20 protein-coding genes are annotated in these 21,508 nt (G+C 44.3%); 13 read left to right on the top strand and 7 right to left on the bottom strand.

Annotated elements, in window-relative coordinates; all coding sequences use genetic code 11:
* Positions 1-382: 382 nt before the first annotated feature.
* From gyrA to dnaA, 6 genes are all read right to left on the bottom strand, one after another.
* Complete coding sequence (gene gyrA, locus CQS04_RS09010; protein ID WP_100353840.1) at positions 383-2,902, bottom strand: DNA gyrase subunit A; 2,520 nt, start codon at positions 2,900-2,902, stop codon at positions 383-385.
* An 82-nt stretch (positions 2,903-2,984) separates the two neighbouring features.
* A complete protein-coding gene (gene gyrB / locus CQS04_RS09015) occupies positions 2,985-4,907 on the bottom strand; it encodes a DNA topoisomerase (ATP-hydrolyzing) subunit B (protein ID WP_174688396.1) in 1,923 nt (640 codons plus the stop codon).
* A 37-nt stretch (positions 4,908-4,944) separates the two neighbouring features.
* Entirely contained in the window at positions 4,945-6,072 is a 1,128-nt protein-coding gene (gene recF, locus CQS04_RS09020) for a DNA replication/repair protein RecF (protein WP_100353842.1), read from the bottom strand.
* 1 nt (position 6,073) lies between these two features.
* Positions 6,074-6,295, bottom strand: coding sequence for a S4 domain-containing protein YaaA (yaaA, locus tag CQS04_RS09025; RefSeq protein ID WP_094941864.1), 222 nt, complete (start codon positions 6,293-6,295; stop codon positions 6,074-6,076).
* Positions 6,296-6,396: 101 nt separating this feature from the next.
* Positions 6,397-7,533 (bottom strand): DNA polymerase III subunit beta, encoded by a 1,137-nt coding sequence (dnaN, locus tag CQS04_RS09030; protein ID WP_100353843.1) that lies wholly within the window; start codon positions 7,531-7,533, stop codon positions 6,397-6,399.
* Positions 7,534-7,701: 168 nt separating this feature from the next.
* Complete coding sequence (gene dnaA, locus CQS04_RS09035; RefSeq protein WP_100353844.1) at positions 7,702-9,054, bottom strand: chromosomal replication initiator protein DnaA; 1,353 nt, start codon at positions 9,052-9,054, stop codon at positions 7,702-7,704.
* Positions 9,055-9,584: 530 nt separating this feature from the next.
* On the opposite strand from dnaA, the gene rpmH reads away from it, so the two are divergent.
* The 11 genes from rpmH (at position 9,585) to CQS04_RS09090 (ending at position 19,767) form a co-directional block, all read left to right on the top strand.
* Positions 9,585-9,719, top strand: coding sequence for a 50S ribosomal protein L34 (rpmH, locus tag CQS04_RS09040; protein WP_094941861.1), 135 nt, complete (start codon positions 9,585-9,587; stop codon positions 9,717-9,719).
* A 202-nt stretch (positions 9,720-9,921) separates the two neighbouring features.
* The gene (gene rnpA / locus CQS04_RS09045; protein ID WP_100353845.1) at positions 9,922-10,278 is read left to right on the top strand and encodes a ribonuclease P protein component; all 357 of its coding nucleotides are present in this window, start codon (positions 9,922-9,924) and stop codon (positions 10,276-10,278) included.
* Positions 10,279-10,296: 18 nt separating this feature from the next.
* Positions 10,297-11,064 carry a membrane protein insertase YidC gene (yidC, locus tag CQS04_RS09050; RefSeq protein WP_100353846.1) on the top strand — a complete coding sequence of 256 codons (768 nt, stop codon included), beginning with the start codon at positions 10,297-10,299 and terminating at the stop codon, positions 11,062-11,064.
* Positions 11,061-11,867 (top strand): RNA-binding cell elongation regulator Jag/EloR, encoded by an 807-nt coding sequence (jag, locus tag CQS04_RS09055; protein WP_100353847.1) that lies wholly within the window; start codon positions 11,061-11,063, stop codon positions 11,865-11,867. Before yidC ends, jag begins: the two co-directional genes overlap by 4 nt.
* 407 nt (positions 11,868-12,274) lie before the next feature.
* Positions 12,275-13,660: a tRNA uridine-5-carboxymethylaminomethyl(34) synthesis GTPase MnmE gene (gene mnmE, locus CQS04_RS09060; RefSeq protein ID WP_100353848.1), complete on the top strand. Its 1,386-nt coding sequence runs from the start codon at positions 12,275-12,277 to the stop codon at positions 13,658-13,660.
* Between the two features lie 19 nt (positions 13,661-13,679).
* On the top strand, positions 13,680-15,569 hold the full coding sequence (gene mnmG / locus CQS04_RS09065; RefSeq protein ID WP_100353849.1) for a tRNA uridine-5-carboxymethylaminomethyl(34) synthesis enzyme MnmG: 1,890 nt from the start codon (positions 13,680-13,682) through the stop codon (positions 15,567-15,569).
* Positions 15,570-15,579: 10 nt separating this feature from the next.
* Positions 15,580-16,296, top strand: a complete 717-nt coding sequence (gene rsmG, locus CQS04_RS09070; protein WP_100353850.1) for a 16S rRNA (guanine(527)-N(7))-methyltransferase RsmG — start codon at positions 15,580-15,582, stop codon at positions 16,294-16,296.
* Between the two features lie 73 nt (positions 16,297-16,369).
* Positions 16,370-17,254, top strand: coding sequence for a nucleoid occlusion protein (gene noc, locus CQS04_RS09075; RefSeq protein ID WP_100353851.1), 885 nt, complete (start codon positions 16,370-16,372; stop codon positions 17,252-17,254).
* Positions 17,255-17,378: 124 nt separating this feature from the next.
* Positions 17,379-18,140 (top strand): ParA family protein, encoded by a 762-nt coding sequence (locus CQS04_RS09080; protein ID WP_094941853.1) that lies wholly within the window; start codon positions 17,379-17,381, stop codon positions 18,138-18,140.
* A complete protein-coding gene (locus tag CQS04_RS09085) occupies positions 18,133-18,978 on the top strand; it encodes a ParB/RepB/Spo0J family partition protein (RefSeq protein ID WP_100353852.1) in 846 nt (281 codons plus the stop codon). Before CQS04_RS09080 ends, CQS04_RS09085 begins: the two co-directional genes overlap by 8 nt.
* An 84-nt stretch (positions 18,979-19,062) precedes the next feature.
* Positions 19,063-19,767 (top strand): DUF554 domain-containing protein, encoded by a 705-nt coding sequence (locus tag CQS04_RS09090; RefSeq protein WP_100353853.1) that lies wholly within the window; start codon positions 19,063-19,065, stop codon positions 19,765-19,767.
* Here the strand turns inward: CQS04_RS09090 and yyaC are convergent.
* The gene (gene yyaC, locus CQS04_RS09095) at positions 19,706-20,305 is read right to left on the bottom strand and encodes a spore protease YyaC (RefSeq protein WP_100353854.1); all 600 of its coding nucleotides are present in this window, start codon (positions 20,303-20,305) and stop codon (positions 19,706-19,708) included. The genes CQS04_RS09090 and yyaC overlap by 62 nt on opposite strands.
* An 80-nt stretch (positions 20,306-20,385) precedes the next feature.
* Between yyaC and CQS04_RS09100 the strand changes: the two genes are divergently transcribed.
* Together CQS04_RS09100 and CQS04_RS13940 are read left to right on the top strand one after the other, a co-directional pair.
* Complete coding sequence (locus CQS04_RS09100; protein ID WP_100353855.1) at positions 20,386-21,270, top strand: mechanosensitive ion channel family protein; 885 nt, start codon at positions 20,386-20,388, stop codon at positions 21,268-21,270.
* On the top strand, positions 21,257-21,460 hold the full coding sequence (locus CQS04_RS13940) for a DUF951 domain-containing protein (protein ID WP_281257846.1): 204 nt from the start codon (positions 21,257-21,259) through the stop codon (positions 21,458-21,460). The genes CQS04_RS09100 and CQS04_RS13940 overlap by 14 nt, the downstream gene beginning before the upstream one ends.
* The last annotated feature ends 48 nt before the right edge of the window (positions 21,461-21,508 follow it).

Below are 21,508 nucleotides of genomic sequence, written 5' to 3' on the forward strand. Positions count from 1 at the left end.
AAACTCTCCATAAAAGAGAGCTTAAAATAAGCTCATTTTGTTGCTGGCATCATAATGATGTCCATTTTTGAACGTCCGTCACATTCCGTTAAAGGATGCGACTTGGTTCTGTTTGCGTCACGCACACCCAACGGGGGTCGGGGTGGTGACGCTCTATCTTGACGTCTTGCATGTTCAGTTTTCAATGTTCATATGTCGCCTTGAGACAACTTTTAAAGTATAGCAACTTATCAAAACGTTGTCAACACTTTATTATATTTTTGCTGTACTGCCTTAGCGACCTATTAATCATAACAGCTACAAATGAAAGAGTCAACATTATTTTACTAAAAAAATAAAACGCACTTATGAATTCATAAGTACGTTTTATAAAAGCTATTTCTTACTCTTCTTCTATAGGAGGTGTTTGATCTACACTAGTCGATTCATCCAGTGTTGGAACACCTTCTGCTTCTAACTCCAGCTCTTCTTCTTCACCTTTATCTACTTTCGCAACAGTCGCGATCTTTTCTTCATCGCTCAGGCGCATTAAACGGACACCTTGTGTAGAACGTCCAGTAGTGGAGATATCCTCGACTGCCATACGGATCAGCATCCCTTGAAGCGTGATCAACATCAAGTCTTCTGTACCGTCTACAGTTTTCAGAGCACTCAAGTTTCCGTTCTTCTCCGTAATCTGACACGTCTTGATTCCGTAACCGCCACGAGACTGCAAGCGGTACTCAGAGGCTGGAGTCCGTTTTCCGTATCCGTTTTCTGTAACGACCAATACTTCTTGATCGTCTTCAAGGATTTCCATGCCGACAACAAAGTCATTTTCACGTAGTTTGATTCCGCGAACACCTGCTGCAGTTCGTCCCATGGAACGAATATCCGTCTCTTTGAAACGAACAGAACGTCCTTGGTGCGTTCCGATGATAATGTCTTTCTCGCCATTTGTACGACGAACAGCAATCAGTTCATCTTCTTCACGAAGAGATACAGCAATCAAACCGTTTGTACGGATATTAGCAAATGCCGTCACTGGCGTTCGTTTTGTCACTCCATCGCGTGTTGTGAAGATGAAGTATTCCGTTTCTTCGAATGAAGACATCGGAATCATGGCAGTGACCTGCTCATCACGTTCAATGTTCAATAAGTTAACTAGTGGCAATCCTTTTGCGGTACGGCCGTATTCTGGAATCTCAAATCCTCGAGCACGGTACACTTTTCCTTTGTTCGTAAAGAACAGGATTGTATCATGTGTCGATGTATTAAGTAGGTGCTCTACGAAGTCATCTTCGTTTGTACCCATTCCTTGGACGCCTCGACCACCACGACGCTGGCTGCGGTACGTATTGACCGGCAAACGTTTGATGTAGCCTTTGTTTGTAAGTGTCAATACAGAATTTTCTTCTGGAATCAAGTCTTCGTCTTCCATGATTTCTGCCCCGCCTGCCATGATCTCTGTGCGACGTGCATCGGAGAACTTGTCACGAATTTCCGTTAGCTCTTCACGAATGATCTCGATGACGCGGTATTCGTTTTCTAGAATAAACGTCAATTCTTTGATCAATTCGAGCAATGCATTGTATTCTTCTTCAATCTTGTCACGCTCAAGTCCTGTCAGACGTTGTAGACGCATGTCAAGGATTGCTTGTGCTTGGCGCTCAGACAGCTCGAACTTCTCCATCAAGCCACGCTTTGCTTCGTCTCCTGTTTGAGAAGCACGAATAAGGGCAATGATTTCGTCGATGTGGTCTAGAGCGATTCGAAGACCTTCTAAAATGTGAGCACGATCCTTCGCCTTGTTCAAATCGAACTGAGTACGGCGACGGATGACGACTTTTTGATGTTCTAAATAGTGATACAGGGCTTCCTTCAAGTTCAAGACCTTTGGTTGGTTGTCGACAAGTGCCAACATGTTCACACCAAAGCTTGTCTGAAGTTGCGTCTGTTTGTATAGGTTGTTCAGTAAGACGTGTGTGTTGGCGTCTTTACGTAACTCGATGACGATACGCATACCATCGCGGTCTGATTCATCCGCTAAGTGCGTAATGCCTTCGATTTTTTTATCACGCACAAGCTCTGCAATCTTTTCAATCAAGCGCGCTTTGTTTACCTGATAAGGAATCTCTTTGACGATGATGACTTGTTTGCCGCTCGCTTTTTCTTCGAACTCGATTTTAGCACGTGTGATGATAGAACCGCGGCCCGTCTCATACGCGCGGCGAATGCCGCTTCGTCCTAAAATGATACCGCCTGTCGGGAAGTCTGGCCCTGGGATGTATTCCATCAACTCGTCGATTGTGATCGCTGGGTTTTCAGCAAGAGCTAAAACACCGTCAATGACTTCGCCTAAGTTGTGTGATGGAATATTCGTTGCCATACCTACTGCGATACCTGAAGCTCCGTTTACTAGTAGGTTCGGGTAACGGCTCGGTAAGACAGCTGGCTCTTTTTCTTGGCCATCGTAGTTGTCTTTATAGTCGATCGTATCTTTATTGATGTCGCGCAGCATTTCCATCGCGATTTTGGACATACGGGATTCCGTGTAACGCATCGCCGCTGCTCCGTCACCGTCAATGGAACCAAAGTTTCCGTGACCGTCTACTAACATGTAGCGGTAGCTGAAGTCTTGCGCCATACGTACCATCGCATCGTAAATAGAGGAGTCGCCGTGTGGGTGGTATTTCCCCATTACGTCACCGACGATACGCGCTGACTTCTTATACGATTTATCCGGTGTATTTCCGAGTTCTTGCATTCCGTATAAAATTCGGCGATGAACCGGTTTCAATCCGTCTCGTACATCCGGTAACGCTCGCGAGACAATAACACTCATGGCATAATCCAGGAATGAAGTCTTCATCTCATTACTGATATTAATTCCTTTTACGCCTTTATTCGGTACTTCCGACATGCTGGTTGACCTCCCATTCTTTCTTCACCTAAACGAAATCACACATCCCGCCAATACGACTGACGAGATGTGGAACGTGTCATTAAATATCTAAATTTTTCACATAAACAGCGTTGTCTTCGATAAACTGGCGGCGTGGTTCTACTTCATCGCCCATCAGTTGTTCGAAGATCGCGTCCGCTTCAAGAGCATCTTCTAAGTTAACTTGTAGGAGCGTACGGTATTCTGGATCCATCGTCGTCTCCCAAAGCTGGCTTGCGTTCATCTCACCAAGACCTTTGTATCGCTGTACGTTTGGTTTTGGCTGCTTCGGCAGGCTCTCGAGGATGGCACGTAACTGCTCGTCATTGTAGCAATACTCAATATGCTTCCCTTGCTTCACTTGATAAAGCGGCGGCTGTGCCACATAGACATAGCCTGCTTCAATCAACGGACGCATAAAGCGGAAGAAGAACGTCAACAGGAGCGTACGGATGTGAGCACCGTCGACATCGGCATCTGTCATGATGACGACTTTATGATAACGCGCCTTCTCCAGATTGAATTCCCCACCGATTCCTGTACCAAGAGCTGTAATCATGGCACGGATCTCATTGTTTCCAAGAATACGATCAAGACGTGCTTTCTCCACGTTCAAGATTTTCCCGCGAAGTGGCAGGATGGCTTGGAAGTGACGATCACGACCGGATTTTGCTGAACCACCCGCAGAGTCACCCTCTACGATGTACAGTTCACTCTCTTCCGGATTTCGTGACGAACAATCTGCAAGTTTCCCTGGTAAACTCGAAACTTCAAGTGCTGACTTGCGACGAGTGAACTCACGAGCTTTCTTCGCAGCCACACGAGCACGAGCTGCCATCAAGCCTTTTTCAACGACTTGACGAGCTACTGAAGGATTTTCTAATAAGAAACGCTCAAAACCTTCAGAGAACAAGCTGTTCGTAATCTGGCTGACTTCTGAGTTCCCCAGTTTCGTCTTCGTTTGACCTTCAAACTGTGGATCTGGGTGTTTGATAGAGATGATAGCCGTCAGACCTTCACGTACATCGTCACCTGTTAGATTGGTCTCCGATTCTTTCAACAGGTTATTTTTGCGAGCGTAGTCATTGATAACGCGCGTCAGAGCTGTTTTGAATCCAGATTCGTGCGTACCACCTTCATACGTATTGATGTTGTTCGCAAACGAGAAGATAGCCGCATTGTAGCCTGCATTGTACTGCATGGCGATTTCTATTGTGATGCCTTCTTTTTCGCCTTCCACAAAGATTGGTTCTTCATGAAGTGGCTCTTTTTTGGCATTTAAGTGCTCAACGTAAGATTTGATTCCACCTTCGTAGTGGAACTTCTTCTTTTGTTCTTCCCCTTCACGCTCATCTTGAATAGTGATGGCAAGACCACGGTTCAAGTAAGCCAGTTCACGGATTCGGTTCGCTAAGATATCAAATTCATAAACCGTCGTCTCTGTGAAAATCTCAGGGTCTGCTTTGAAGCGAGTTGTAGAGCCCGTCGTGTCTGCATCGCCAATCACTTGCAGTGGTTGTGTCACAGCACCGCGCTCAAATTTGATTTCATGGACTTTACCGTCACGTCGTACGATAACTTCTGCGTGTTCTGACAACGCATTCACTACAGAAGCCCCTACACCGTGAAGTCCACCAGATACTTTGTAACCGCCACCGCCGAACTTTCCGCCGGCATGAAGCACGGTCATGATGACTTCAACAGCAGGTTTCCCCATCTTTTCATGATTGCTTACAGGAATCCCGCGTCCGTTATCTTCAACGCGAATCCAGTTATCTTTTTCAATCGTGACCGTAATATGGTCGCAATAACCGGCTAACGCTTCATCGATTGAGTTATCAACGATTTCCCATACTAAATGGTGAAGACCTTTTGAACTGGTAGAACCAATATACATACCTGGACGTTTGCGTACGGCTTCAAGACCTTCTAAAACCTGAATCTGATCCGCATCATAAGAAGTTTGTAATTCTTTTTCTTCCATTGCCAAGTGACTCACCTACTCTTTCTGTTTGGCACATCTATTCCACATGGGATTTTTCTTGAATCGTTCCATGTTCCACATGAAACAATTTGGCTTGTGTAACAACGTCGTGTGTCAGTCCATCCACTGTGGTAGTAGTGACGAACGTCTGCACTTTATCTTGTATCGTATTCAGCAGATGTGTCTGACGGTAATCATCCAGTTCAGACAACACATCATCGAGAAGCAAGATGGGCGGTTCGCCGACTTCTTGATGGATCAGTTCAATCTCTGCTAATTTTAGTGACAACGCTGTAGTTCGTTGCTGCCCTTGAGAGCCGTATGTCTGGACATCATAATCATTAACGAAGAACTGCAGATCGTCTCGGTGCGGTCCGTATAACGTGGTTCCGCGCTGCAATTCGGTACGCTGCGATTTCTCCAGCTTGTCTGTCAGTTGCTGCTTCCACTCGTCTACAGTCGTCTCGAAATCAATTCCAGCTGTACAGTGGTAACGGATGTTTAGCTTCTCAAGTCCACGGGAAATACCATGATGAATGGTCTCTGCCCAGGATTGCAGCAATTCAATGAATTGTATGCGCTTGGCGATGACTTTAACAGCTGCCTCTACATATTGTTCTGTATAAATCGCAAACATCACATCATCGAGCGAAGGTTTCCCTTGGTTCTGTTTGAGTATGTGGTTACGTTGTTTTAAAATCTTCTGAAATTGCAAAAGGTCATGCAAATAGACAGGTGATATCTGGCCGATTTCCATATCTAAAAACCGTCGTCTCACCTGCGGGCTGCCTTTTACTAAATTCAGATCTTCGGGCGCAAACATGACCACATTCATCTGGCCGATGTAATCACTGAGACGTGATTGTTCGAGATGATTAACCTTTGCTTTTTTGCCCTTTTGAGAGATGGTCAATTCAAATGGGACAGTCCCATATTTTTTATGAACATCACCTTTTATTTTACCATATTCCGCGTCCCAACGTATCAATTCTTTATCATTGGACGTCCGGTGGGACTTTGCCATGGCGAGTACATAGATGGCTTCCATGATGTTCGTTTTGCCTTGTGCATTTTCGCCAAGGAAAACATTCACATGCTTGGAAAATTCAGCAGATGCTGCTTCGTAATTTCGATAATTGCTAAGCCTCAATGTCTCTATATGCATCTTACGCCTCAGGTCCGATCAGTTTAAACTTTCCATGCTGCGGAATCAGTACGACATCCCCTGTACGCAGTTTCTTCCCTCTGCGCTCTTCTGCTTCTCCATTGACAAACACCGTGTTCATCTGAAGAAACGGTCTTGCCATCCCGCCAGAGTCTATCGCACCAACCATTTTCAGCAGTTGGCCGAGTGTGATGTATTCTGAATCAAATCGTATTTCATTCATCGGTTGAATACCTACTCTTTCTAAAAGTCATTATCACTCCATTTTACCCTATATTTGTACATAAGTAAAAGGAGTCGCTACACTGAGCGACTCCTTTTAGATTAATACGTACGAACCGGAAGAATCAGCTGAAGAATCGCGTCATCATGAACCGATTTCAAAATGAATGGGCGCATCACGCCTGTGAACTGGATCTGGACGTCATGGCCTTCAATGGCTTTCAAAGCATCCATCATGTATTTCGCACTGAACGAGATCACCAACTCTTCGCCTTCGATCTGCTCGGCTAGTACCTGCTCTTCTACTTTTCCGATTTCAGGAGAGTTTGAAGAGATCTCTACAGCGTTCTGTCCTTGTGTTGTAAAACGAACGACATTGTTGCGTTCTTCGCGTGCAAGTAAAGATGCGCGGTCGATGGCTTGGTGAAGCGCACGGCCATTTACGACAACCAGTGTCTTATGTTCAGAAGGAATCAGACGGCTTGTATCCGGATAATTCCCTTCAAGTAAGCGAGAATAGAACAACACGTTCCCTGCTTTGAACAGGATCTGTTGAGACGTCAAGACGATTTCAACAGGTTCTGAGTTGTCTTCAAGGATTTTGTTGAGCTCGTTTAAGCTCTTTCCTGGAATGACAGCGTTGTATTCGTCAGCTGGAGCGTTCTCAAGCTTCGTTGAACGACGAGCAAGACGGTGGCTGTCTGTAGCCACACACATCAATTCACCATCACGGATCTGCCAGTTGACGCCTGTTAATACAGGACGGCTTTCTGAAGTCGACACAGCGAATACCGTTTCACGAATGATTGATTTTACAAGTTCTGCTGGCATCGTGAACGATTGATCTTCTTCCATCTGAGGAAGTAGTGGATAGTCATTTGCATCTTGGCCGATCAAGTGGAACTCTGATTTACCAGAACGCACATCTGTCTGATAGCCGTTTTTTACTTCGATCAGAACATCGTTTGTTGGAAGCTTGCGGACGATTTCGTTAAAGAAGCGGGCTTGCAACACGATAGAACCCGTTTGTGTAAGCTGAACGATTTGTTCTCCGTCCTCTTCTACTGGAATGAATGTTTGAATCGTAATATCTGCGTCACTACCTGTTAAGTAGATTCCCTCTTTTTTTGCTTCGATCTTAATCCCTGTCAAAATAGCGACAGTGGTTTTTGAACTTACTGCTTTCATGACATCATTCAATGCCTCGAGTAAGCGATCTCGCATTACTTCAAATTTCACGCTGAAATCAGCTCCTTATATACATATTTATTTTTATTAAAGAATAACAGCAATAGTAATAGGCACTGTGAATATGTGTATAAGTGCATTTTTCCTTAGAGAATAAAGGTTATCCACATGTGCACAACGTGTTTACAAACTACAGGTAAAGTACTAGAGTTATCCACATTATCCAGACGAGCGGCCTAGCAGACTTTTAATCTGTTTGATTTCATTTTTCAATGTCTCATCTGTTTTGAGTAGCGTCGAGATTTTTTCCGTCGCATGAATCACAGTGGTGTGATCACGACCTCCAAACTCTTCTCCAATTTTAGGCAACGAGAAATCCGTTAATTCGCGAGACAGATACATCGCAATCTGGCGTGGGTAGGCAATCGATTTCGTACGTTTCTTAGCTGAAAAGTCTTCAAGTCGCACATGATAATGCTCACCGACCACTTTTTGAATATCTAAAATCGTGATAGCGCGAGAGCGGTTGTTTGGCATGATATCTTTTAACGCTTCAGCTGCCAAATCCACATTGATATCGCGGTTAATCAAAGACGAATACGCGACGACACGAATCAACGCGCCTTCTAACTCACGGATGTTGGAATCAATCTGATTAGCGATGTAGACCATCACTTCATTGCTGATATCCAGGCCGTCTGCACGGGCTTTCTTGCGCAAGATAGCAATCCGTGTCTCTAAGTCTGGTGGTGAAATATCCGTGATTAAGCCCCATTCAAAACGAGAACGCAAGCGGTCCTCAAGCGTTGGAATCTCTTTAGGCGGACGGTCACTGGAGATGATGATCTGCTTAGACTCTTCATGCAACGCATTGAATGTATGGAAGAATTCTTCTTGCGTCGATTCTTTTCCAGCGAGGAACTGAATATCATCTATTAGCAGCACATCTACGTTGCGGTATTTATTGCGGAAATGCACCGTCTTGTTGTCACGGATCGAGTTAATGAACTCATTCGTGAATTTTTCAGACGACAAATACACCACTTTCGCGTTCGGATTGTGTTCTTGTACATAATGACCAATCGCATGCATCAAGTGGGTCTTTCCAAGTCCGACTCCTCCGTAGATGAAGAGCGGGTTATAAGCCTTTGCAGGTGCTTCTGCTACAGCTAGTGAAGCGGCATGAGCAAAGCGGTTTCCAGAGCCGATGACGAAGGTGTCAAAGGTATATTTAGAATTCAACATACCTGGTGAAAAATCAGGTTGCTCATCCTGCGGGACCATTGGTTTTGGTGCGGGAATATCGTAATCTTCCAGGTTCTGATCTTTAGGGACGATAAATGAAATCATAGCTTCTTTCCCTGTAAGATCATGCAAAATAGCGGCAATCTGATGGACATAGTGGTTTTCTAACCAGTCCCGAGCGAATGAGTTGGGTGCTGCAATGGTCAGCGTATCCTGCTTATAAGAAAGTAGCTTGGTAGATTTCAGCCACGTTTCAAAACTTGGCTTTGAGACTTGCTTTTCCATTTCAGCCAACACACGGCCCCATAGTTCTTCAAGTTGGTCCAACGAAGTACACTCCTTTCTTCTCTGTCATCATTTGAGGTAGAAAAAAACACCAGACGAAGTTCGACATGGTAAAAAATATAGAACGGTTATTCACATTATAAAAAGCATGTGGATAAAACTTTACACACACTGTGAAAAATATTATCCACACTTTACTCACAGATGTGGATAACTGAAATAACGGATTTTTTTATGTACAGAGTAAAACACAATTAGCATATCATTTTTACCTAGTACTGACAAGAGTTGATTAAACTTATCCACAAAGCCCCGCAGTTTTACAATTCGAGTTGTCCACAAGGTGGTATATGTGCAAAAACTGTTCATAAGGGATGTTGATAACTTAGAAAGGTGATTTTACATACTCACATCGAATTTTGCAAGTATCTGTCGAACATGTGGATAACTTCAGAGGAATCACAAATACAAATTTGATTTTCGGCATTGACAGTTGGGAACAGATTTCAGTATAATAGTCAAGACTGTCTAGAGATATTTAAGAATAGTCAAAGCAGGAGGTGTCTTACACAATGAAACGTACATTCCAACCAAATAAACGTAAACGCAGCAAAGTTCACGGTTTCCGTGCACGCATGAGCACAAAGAATGGCCGCCGCGTATTAGCTTCACGCCGTGCTAAAGGAAGAAAAGTATTATCAGCATAAGTCCACTGAACCCTCAGTGGATTTTTTTTTACTAAAAGACGCGGAAGGCGTTTGATCAGAAATGCTTCGGGAATTAGGCATGCCCGTAGAGGCGCTCTTTGCCTCTACGGGTGTGACTGATTTTTGAATGTATTTCTAACGCCTGAAGCTTTATTACAGTAGTAGCAGCTCAATCAGAATGAAATAGGAAGGTCGGAGGTCCATGAAGAAACACCAGCGGATCAAAGACAACAAAGAATTTCAGCATATCTTTAAAAAAGGAACGTCGTATGCCAATAGACAGTTTGTTGTGTACGTGTTGCCAAGTGAAGAAACCCATTTCCGCGTCGGCTTGTCCGTCAGCAAGAAAGTTGGAAATGCGGTCACACGCAATCGCGTCAAACGATACATACGTCAAACCTTCCTGGAGCTGAAAGACGATGTTCAACCCGCCAATTATATTATTATCGCCAGGATACCGGCGGCCACACTGGATTTTCATGAGACCAAAAAAAGTCTCGAACACGTTTTGAAAATCGCGAAAGTTTATCGACCGAGTGGTAAGATGAAGAAAAGATAATGCAGGGGGACGTACAAGGTGAAAAAGAAGTTACTTCTCACTCTGCTTGTGTTCACAGCACTATTTCTAGCAGGGTGTACAGAATTTAACGAACCGATCTATGATGAATCATCTGGTTTCTGGAACGAATTCATCGTATGGCCGCTCGTTTCAACAATCTCGTATTTTAAAAATCTTTTAGGGACCTACGGACTGGGAATCATTGCGGTAACAGTCCTCATTCGTTTGGCGATTCTACCATTAATGATCAAACAGACGAAGAGCTCGAAAAAGATGCAAGAAGTACAACCGGAGCTTGCAAAGCTTCGTGAAAAGTACAGCTCGAAAGATGCACAAACACAACAAAAATACCAAGCAGAGATGATGGCGCTCTTTAAAGAACGCGGCGTCAATCCAGCTGCCGGCTGTTTACCAGTACTCGTGCAGATGCCAATCTTAATTGGTTTCTACCACGCAATCAGCCGAATGAATGCTACACCAGAAATCAACTTAGGTGATTTCTTGATCTTCCCATTAGCAGAGCCAAGTATCACGCTAGCGATTTTGGCTGGGGTGTTCCAGCTCGTTACCTTGATGACAGGTCCTGCAATGGACAATCCGCAAATGCGCATCATGATGTACATCATGCCGTTCATGATCGTCGGATTCGGTCTGGTGTTACCATCCGCATTGACCCTGTACTGGGTTATCGGAAACATTATTTCTTTAATCCAAAACTTAGTGATTTACAAGCCTTGGAACAAACCTAAGGCGGTTCCAGTTCAAACGGGAGGGAAAAAGAGATGAGATCCACTACACAAACTGCAGCAAACAGTGAGCAGGCAATTCAACAAGCATTACAAGAGCTTGGAATTCGTCGTGACCAAGCATCGATCAAGATTTTAGATGAAGGTAAAAAAGGCTTTCTCGGTCTAGGAGCGAAGCCTGCAGTTGTGATAGTGAGCGTAAAAGAAGAAGAAGAGGTAAAATCGACTTCTTCTCTGGCATCTCTGATTTCAGACCCGGAGCCAGTTCCAGTCGAAGAAGCACCGGTACAAGAGCCGGTCGTTGAAGAGACAGAGCCGGTTGACCAGAAACTACAAATAGAAGAGCCTGTTCTAAAGGAGCCTGTTGAGAAATCAGCTGCTTCAAATGACAAGGCCATCGAAGAATCGATTCTTTATATGAAGCAAGTGGCAGGAGGTATGGGAATCCACGACCTAGATGTCACACATGAAATCGAAGGGAAGTATGTGCATTTCCAGTTGAACAGTGCGAAAGCGGCTCAGCTCATTGGAAAGCGTGGACAGACACTGAACGCGCTCGAACAGCTCGTTCAGTTAGTAGCCAACAAACATTCCGGAAACTTCATGATCGTCAAAATCGACGTGGAGAACTACCGCGAGAAGCGCCGAGTCGCGCTTGAACAGCTAGCAGAGCGTATGGCTGACAAAGCCCGCCGTTCTGGTGAGAAAGTAGAGTTCGAGCCGATGAACGCTTACGAACGGAAGATCATACACAATGCGCTTTCGACGCATGTCGATATCGACACATACTCAGTCGGAACCGATCCACACCGTCACTTGGTCATTGAACCGATCAAAGCATAAAACGAGAAGCCCCTCAGTGGGCTTCTTTTTGATTTGCATATGAATGGATACTCTAAAGAGGGAATTCTGCGTCTTTGAATCCAACTCTACTTTCGAAATTATGAGCCTGATATGCCATTTCCCAGGGTATCAGAGGTTCTGCGAGACCCCGCAGCAGCTTGCGACGAGGAGACTTTCAGGTTCTCCCCTTGGAAATGGTATCTCAGGTGAAAAGTAATCTTATAATAGAAACCAAAACCGCCAGATGGCGGTTTTTATGATTCATATTTGTAAGCTGGAGACGAATCGTCACAGTTCCGCAACTAGAGTTTTCCACAAAAATATGCTATTGTAAGGTGTTAGTGAATTCAACTAAAAACGACTTATCCACGTGTGGATAAGTGTCAGATAGAGGAGAGAAACCAACTATGGAATTTGATACAATTGCAGCGATTTCCACACCACTCGGAGAAGGGGCGATCGCAATTGTTCGCCTGAGTGGTCCAGAGGCTGTTTCAATTGCTGATCAGATATTCCGTTCTCCCTCCCATAAAAAACTTCAGCAAGAAGCGACGCACACCATTCATTATGGCCATCTAGTACGACCAGACACGGAAGAAGTCGTCGAAGAGGTCATGGTGTCCTTGATGCGCGGTCCAAAGACGTTCACGCGAGAAGACGTCGTGGAGATCAACTGTCATGGCGGACTTGTTACCGTGAACCAGGTACTACAGCTTGTCCTGCGTGCAGGTGCACGTATGGCAGAGCCAGGAGAGTTTACAAAACGTGCTTTCCTGAATGGCCGTATCGATTTATCACAAGCAGAAGCGGTTATGGACCTAATTCGTGCGAAGACAGATAAAGCGATGCACGTGGCTCTCGGTCAGATGGACGGGCGTTTGTCTCGCTTGATTCAGACATTGCGTCAAGCACTGTTAGAAACACTCGCACAAGTTGAGGTAAATATCGATTATCCGGAATACGACGATGTAGAAGAGATGACCATCCCTCTGATGCGCGAAAAAGGGACCTGGGTGAAGCAAGAGATTGAAAAGCTGCTAGAGACTAGCATGCAAGGGAAAATCTTGCGAGAAGGCCTTTCTACGGTCATTGTAGGGCGTCCGAATGTTGGGAAGTCGTCTCTCTTAAACAGTCTGATTCAAGAAAATAAAGCCATAGTCACAGATATTGCGGGAACGACCCGTGATATCATTGAAGAATACGTCAATGTGCGCGGCGTGCCACTAAAACTTGTGGATACGGCAGGGATTCGAGAGACGGAAGATATCGTCGAACGCATTGGTGTCGAGCGCTCTCGTCAGGTGTTAAAAGAAGCGGACCTCATCCTTCTCGTAATGAACCATTCAGAAGCTCTCAGCGAGGAAGACATGCGCCTGATCGAGGCGACACACGGGATGGAGACCATTATCATCGTCAACAAGACGGATCTGCCTCAGGCACTCGATTATGACCAGCTCGCAGGGCTTGCGGGGCACCGTCGTATCGTTACAACATCGATTCTTCAAGACGAAGGAATCGATGAGCTCGAACAAGAAATTGCGAAATTGTTCTTTGAAGGCGGAATGCAGGGCGGGGACATGACTTACGTATCCAATGCCCGTCATATTGCGCTTCTTCATCAAGCTAAACAAACCATTCAAGATGCATTGGACGCCACAGAAGAGGGCGTTCCAGTCGATATGATTCAAATAGATGTAACACGAACTTGGGAAATACTAGGAGAAATCGTCGGAGATACCGTAGAAGAAAGTCTGATCGATCAGCTCTTTGCTCAGTTCTGCCTCGGGAAATAAAGGAAGAGAGGAAGAGACTATGCGTACATTTGAAGCAGGCACATACGATGTCATCGTCATTGGTGCCGGGCACGCTGGTGTAGAAGCAGCACTTGCTGCAGCCAATATGGGTGCCAAAACACTCGCATTAACTATAAATTTAGATATGATAGCCTTCATGCCATGTAACCCATCTGTAGGAGGGCCGGCAAAAGGAATCGTTGTCCGTGAAATCGATGCACTTGGAGGAGCTATGGGGAAAGTAATTGACCGTACCCACATCCAAATGCGTATGTTGAATACAGGGAAAGGCCCTGCTGTCCGCGCACTACGTGCACAGGCAGATAAAGTCTTATACCAACAAGAAATGAAGCGTCTGATGGAAGAGCAGCCAAATCTTTCTGTACATCAGGCCGTTGTAGAAGAGCTGATTGTAGAAGAGAACGAAGTCAAAGGGGTTATCACTCAAGTAGGGGCTATCTACCACGCGAAGACAGTCGTTGTCACAACAGGTACGTTCTTACGCGGAGAAATCATTATTGGAGACCTGAAGTACTCATCAGGCCCAAACAACCAGCAGCCATCTATCAAGCTAGCTGACAACTTGCGTGAACTTGGCTTTGACTTGGTGCGTTTCAAAACAGGAACACCGCCACGCGTCAATTCCAACACGATTGACTACTCAAAGACAGAAATCCAGCCAGGAGACGATGTCCCACGAGCGTTCAGCTTTGAGACAACGGAATTCATCATGGACCAACTGCCATGCTGGTTGACGTATACAGGGGAGAAGACCCACCAGATCATTGAAGAAAACTTGCATCTATCTCCAATGTATTCAGGAATGATCAAAGGGACAGGTCCTCGTTATTGCCCTTCTATTGAAGACAAAATCGTGCGTTTCAATGACAAGCCACGTCATCAGATCTTCTTAGAGCCAGAAGGCCGCAATACTAAAGAAGTATACGTACAGGGCTTATCTACAAGCCTTCCAGAGCACGTCCAGCGCCGTCTGTTAGAAAGCATCCCAGGACTTGAAAAAGCCGAGATGATGCGTGCAGGGTACGCGATTGAGTATGATGCGATGGTACCGACGCAACTATGGCCGACACTTGAGACGAAAAAAATCAAGAATCTTTATACAGCGGGACAGATTAACGGAACGTCAGGATACGAAGAAGCAGCAGGACAAGGCCTCATGGCTGGAATTAATGCAGCTCGCCGTGCTAAAGACGAAGAAGAAGTCGTATTAAGCCGTTCAGACGCGTATATCGGTGTGTTGATTGACGACTTAGTGACAAAAGGCACGAACGAGCCTTACCGCTTGTTAACATCTCGTGCAGAGTACCGTCTACTCTTACGTCACGATAACGCAGATCTTCGTCTTACAGAACTTGCATACCAGATTGGTTTAATCAGCGATGAGCGCCATGACCGTTTCCTTGCGAAAAAAGATGCGATTGAAAAAGAACTCGCACGTCTTCGTAGCATCATTATCAAGCCGAACGAAGAGACGCAAAGCTTGATCCGTTCTATCGGAGGAAGTGAGCTGAAAGACGGGATTCGTGCATCAGACCTATTGAAACGTACTGAAATGAACTATGACTTGGTGGCACAACTGGTTCCATCTGAAGATGAGTTATCTGAAGATGTAAAAGAGCAGATTGAAATCCAAGTGAAATACGAAGGCTATATTGAGAAGTCACTTCAACAAGTAGACAAGCTGAAGAAGATGGAAGACAAAAAGATTCCAGAAAACATCGATTACGATGCCATCTCAGGTCTAGCAACAGAAGCACGCCAAAAATTGAAAGAAGTCTTACCGCTATCAATTGCTCAAGCTTCTCGTATTTCCGGAGTGAATCCAGCCGATATCTCGATCTTACTGGTATATATCGAACAAGGACGCATCGCCAAAGTCTCAAGTTAAGGAGAACGTCATGAACGAACAACAATTTATAGAAGCTTTAAAAGAAAAGGGAATCGAGTTAACGGACCATCAAATCAAGCAGTTCAAGAAGTATTTTGAACTGCTTGTAGAATGGAACGAAAAGATGAATTTGACAGCAATTACGGAACAAGAAGATGTATACCTTAAGCACTTCTATGATTCGATTTCAGCTGCATTTTATGTAGACTTTTCGAAACCATTAACTGTTTGTGATGTTGGAGCAGGAGCAGGGTTTCCAAGTCTGCCAATGAAAATCTGTTTCCCTGAGATGCGCGTCACCATCGTAGATTCTCTAAATAAACGTATTCAGTTCTTGAATCATCTAAGCGATCAACTAGGACTTGAAAATGTTACATTCATCCATGCCCGTGCTGAAGAATTCGGCCAAAATGCAACCTATCGAGAAACTTTTGATGTGGTTACTGCACGCGCTGTAGCTCGCTTGTCTGTACTATCTGAACTGTGTGTACCACTAGTGAAGGTAGGAGGCCGCTTCGTCGCAATGAAAGCAGCTTCAGCAGAAGATGAACTAAAGGATGCGAAGAAAGCCTTGCAGGTTCTAGGAGCTCAACTAGAAGAGGATCATGCGTTTCAATTGCCTGTAGAAAACAGTGAACGAAAACTTTATGTATTCTCTAAACAAAAAGCGACACCAAAAAAATATCCCCGTAAACCAGGGACACCCAATAAAACTCCAATCCAGTAAAATGTTCCACGTGAAACATTTAATCTTCTCTTGATTTGTGATAGATTAGTAATAGAAGGTGGTGCACGTTTAGATGAAAAGTCCTTTTTCCAGGCTCTTTGGCGGTACAGATAAAGGGAAAGATAAAGAACAGCTTCCTGAGGAGGCGGCGACAACTTCAACAGCCGTAGAAGAAGTCGTACATATTCCAATTGGGAACATCGTACCTAATAAGTATCAGCCGCGAACAGTTTTTGATGATTCAAAAATCGAAGAGCTTGCCCGCACGATTCGGACACATGGAATTATTCAGCCGATCGTGTTAAGGGAAATCGAATCCGGTCACTATGAGATCATTGCAGGTGAACGTCGCTTCCGTGCGATGAGCAAACTAGAGTGGACAGAAGTTCCTGCAATCGTTCGAAATTTATCAGATAAAGAGACTGCCTCTGTTGCGCTTATTGAGAACTTACAACGTGAAGAATTGACAGCTATTGAAGAAGCGCTCGCATACCAGCAGTTAATTGAATTACATGAATTGACGCAAGAAGCACTGGCCCAACGATTAGGGAAGGGTCAATCTACCGTTGCCAATAAGATCAGACTATTGAAGTTGCCACAGCAAGTACAGGATGCGATTTTGACAAAAGAGCTATCTGAACGACATGCCCGTGCATTGATGAAAGTTAAGGATGAGCCGCTCCAACTTGAGCTCTTGTCTCAAGCTATCAGTGAACAATTGAGCGTGAAACAACTCGAGGAACGCATTGCAGCACTGCAGAAAAAGACAGTAGAGACAGATAAAAAGACGTCTCCCAAGCCACGACGTAAGATGGTTAATAAAGATGTCCGAATCGCTCTCAACACCTTAAAGCAGTCGCTGACGATGATTTCAAAAAGTGGAATTGACTTTGAAACACAAGAAGAAGATCAAGATGACTATTACCAAGTAGTGATTAAAATCCCTAAACGAAAATAATCCATTTCAGCATCTTTGCCGTCAATGCAAAGGTGCTTTTTTTGTGAATGTTACGCACATGTAATACTAAAATTGAAAAAATTTGATAGAATAAGAGATATGAGCTTAGAAAGAAGGTGCAAGAGTGGGAAGAATCATCGCCATCGCCAACCAAAAAGGCGGAGTGGGCAAAACGACCACGTCTGTGAACCTCAGTGCCTGCCTTGCATATTTGGGCAAGAAGGTATTACTTGTTGATATTGACCCTCAGGGCAATGCCTCAAGTGGGGTAGGCGTGAACAAAGGGGAAATCGATCAGTGCATCTATGATGTGCTAATTGATGATGTCCCTGTGAAAGACATTATTGTAGAGACCAAAGTAGAGAACCTACATATAGTACCTGCAACGATTTCATTGGCAGGGGCAGAAATTGAACTTGTCTCGACCATTTCACGGGAAGTCCGGTTGAAACGTTCTTTAGAGGAAGTCAGTCCGTATTATGACTACGTCATTATTGATTGTCCACCGTCATTAGGTCTCCTAACGATCAACTCTCTCACAGCTTCGGATGCGATCATCATTCCGGTACAATGTGAATTTTATGCATTAGAAGGTCTGAGTCAATTGCTCAGTACCATTCGTCTTGTACAAAAACACTTAAATAAGAACCTTACGATTGACGGTGTCTTGTTGACAATGTTCGATGCTCGGACTAATCTGGGAATTCAGGTCATTGAAGAAGTGAAGAAGTACTTCCAAGACAAAGTCTATAAAACAATTATTCCAAGAAATGTCCGCTTGTCAGAGGCGCCAAGTCATGGCGAACCTATTATCATTTATGATCCAAAATCACGGGGTGCTGAAGTGTACCTGGAACTTGCGAAGGAAGTGATTAAGCATGGCTAAAGGTTTAGGTAAAGGAATCAATGCTCTGTTTCCGGGAGAAGACCGCAACACAGAAGAACGTGTCGAACAGATTGAGTTAAAGCTTATCAAACCCAATCCTTATCAGCCACGTAAAATTTTTGATCAGCAGGCATTAGAAGAATTAAGTGCTTCGATTAAAGAACATGGTGTGTTGCAACCCATTATGCTTCGTAAGAAAGGCAGTAAGTATGAAATCGTCGTGGGAGAACGCCGTTTCCGAGCTTCTCAGCTAGCAGGACTCAACGAGATTCCAGCAGTCGTCCGTAATTTAGATGACCGCGAAATGATGGAGCTGGCTATTCTAGAGAACCTGCAGCGTGAAGATCTAACAGCTATTGAAGAAGCGGAAGCTTATCAGAAACTGATGGATACACTCGACCTTACGCAAGAACAACTTGCTTTTCGTTTAGGGAAGAGTCGTCCGCACATCGCAAACCATTTGCGTCTTCTAGTTTTACCAGAAGAAGCGAAGAAAGCAATTTCAGCTGGAGTCATTACAATGGGGCATGGGAAAGCTCTTTTAGGACTTAAGAAAAAGAAGAACATCCCATTGATTCTAGAGAAAACAACAAAAGAACAATTGAATGTTCGCCAGTTAGAAGCACTCGTACAACGTCTAAATGAAAATGTTCCACGTGAAACAATTCAAAAAGATAAGAAAGATATTTTCACTATCGAGAAGGAATCTGAATTGCGGGAACGCTTCGGAACAGGTGTTAAAATCAATCATTCTAAAGATCAAGACAAAGGAAAGATTGAAATCGACTTCTATTCTAAGGATGATTTAGAACGAATTTTAGAACTATTAGAGAAGTAAGCACGGACCTATTTCCGCACGATGGAAATAGGTTTCCTTTTTATATAGAAGCAGCGAACTGAATAAGAAAAGTAGGGATGAAGTATGGTGTTGTGGGGAACACTGGTCAATGCATTACTCATTGTAGTCGGTGCAATTGCCGGTAGATTGTTAAAAGGGATACCCGACCGAATGAAGGAGACGGTTATGTATGCCATCGGGCTCGCTGTAGCCGTTATGGGAATTCAAATGTCTTTTGAAAGCACCAACTTTATTATTGTCATCATCAGTTTAGTAGTCGGTGCTGTGCTCGGTGAGTGGTGGGACTTAGACAAACAACTCAATCGCCTTGGACACTGGCTAGAGAAGAACATGAGTAAAGGTGGGAATGAAGGAGTTATTGCACAAGGGTTCGTGACCGCAACCTTAATCTTTGTCATTGGAGCGATGGGGGTCCTCGGGGCACTGAACAGTGGACTTCGTAATGATCACGAACTGCTCATCAGTAAAGGGATTATTGATGGCTTTACGTCCATCTTGTTATCTGCAACATTAGGTATTGGGGTTCTGTTGTCCGCTATACCGGTCGCTTTATACCAAGGGAGCATTGCTCTCTTTGCTACACAGATTACTCGTCTCGTTCCCGATGAGGCCATGACACTGTTCTTAAGTGAAATGACCGCTACGGGAGGTATTATGATTTTAGCTATCGGTTTGAACCTGATCGGCATCACCAAAGTGCGAGTGGCTAATTTGCTGCCAAGTCTGTTGGTCGTGGCACTCTATGTGGCTGTGACATTTGGCTTTTAGCCAAGTAGCGGTGCCAAGCGAGAAATAACGAATTAGAAATGACTCGAGCAAGGCCATGAGTAATATGAAGTCGCGTTGTTTGTAATGTCTCGATGCCTTCAGCGTGGCCATGATTGACAACGGCTTTAATGGAATACGTTCCTACGGCAGGAAGCGTCTTGTGTACTGCTTTTCCTGGCCAAAGCGGTCCATTTTCCAGTAAAATATCCCCGATGGCTCGCAAGTTACCTAGGCAGGCATCAATTGCCACAGTTGGCTCGGTGGCATCGTCTTGCTTTAAATTTTCAAGCGTATCCTCTAAATTAAGAGCATGGACGGGGTGATCTAATGAACCCAAAATCCGAAGTGGAAAGCTCTTATATAAGGATAGAAACAATCCAGTCAATGGCCCAAACGCATCTTCTGTAGAACGATCGGTACCAATGCAGATGAATGTAAGTCTAGGGTCTTCAAAGGGCAGGGTTTCAAGAAATGCTGAACTGAGTTGCCGAATGCCATTGGATTGTTCGAAATGGATTGAATAAGGAGTAGGATTCATAGAATATCCGCCTTTCCAGCTGTAGTTCTATCAGTTTATGTAGAACTCACTAATTTTATTCACAAAAAAGGAGGTTCTCTATGAGTGTCGAGAGAATTTGGGAACGTACAATAGAATTTATTATGAATGAAGCGTTATGGATTTCCATCGGAACAGCACTTTTAAAGATCTTATTGATTTTAGTGCTCATGGCGATTGTAGTGAAGATTGGAAAGTCTGCAATTGAACGCGTGATGATCCTTCGGTCGAAGACGCCGATTGGTTATACGGAACGCAGACAAAATACACTGATCAAGCTGTTGCAAAACGGTTTGACGTATCTCGTCTACTTCGCGGGTATCCTTGCTATTTTGTCTACAGTCAACATCAATGTAGCCGGTCTTCTTGCAGGGGCAGGGATTGCCGGTCTCGCTATTGGTTTTGGAGCACAGAGTTTAGTAAAAGACATCATCACTGGCTTCTTCATTATTTTTGAAGATCAGTTTGCGGTAGGAGATACTGTGATGATCAATCAATCGAACGGAACTGTACAAGAAATCGGGTTACGGACGACGAAAATCAAGACCTATACAGGAGAACTTCATATCATTCCAAACGGAAATATTTCAGAAGTCATCAACTATTCCATTTTCAACTCGTTGATTATGGTCGATATTTCGGTAGCGTATGAATCGAACGTGGATGAAGTGGAACGTTTGATCAATGAATTCCTAGATACATCTGAAGAAAGATACCCAGAGCTTGTGAGACGCCCAGATTTATTAGGCGTACAAAACCTGGGACCATCCGAAGTGGTGATGCGAATTGCTGCGGAGACACTTCCAATGAACCACTTCAAAGTAGGACGTCTCTTACGCCGAGATATCAAAACGTTCTTAGATGAGCACGATATCGAGATCCCATATCAGAAGATGGTGGTGTTCGAACAGAAAGCAGGAGGAGGCAAAACGAGTGCAGGCCAATAAAGAATTTCATTTACATGATGTGGTCGAAATGAAGAAACAGCATCCGTGTGGAACAAATGCGTGGAAGGTTATCCGTGTAGGTGCCGACATCCGAATTAAGTGCGAAGGTTGTGGACATAGCGTCATGATTCCCCGCCGTGAATTTGAAAAGAAGATGAAGAAGGTCCTCGTCCATCACGAGGAACAATAGACAGGGGCCGCAATGCCCTTTATAATTAATAGGTTGAAACAAGAAAGG

The sequence above is a fragment of the Chryseomicrobium excrementi genome (assembly GCF_002798305.1).
GTDB lineage: Bacteria > Bacillota > Bacilli > Bacillales_A > Planococcaceae > Chryseomicrobium > Chryseomicrobium excrementi.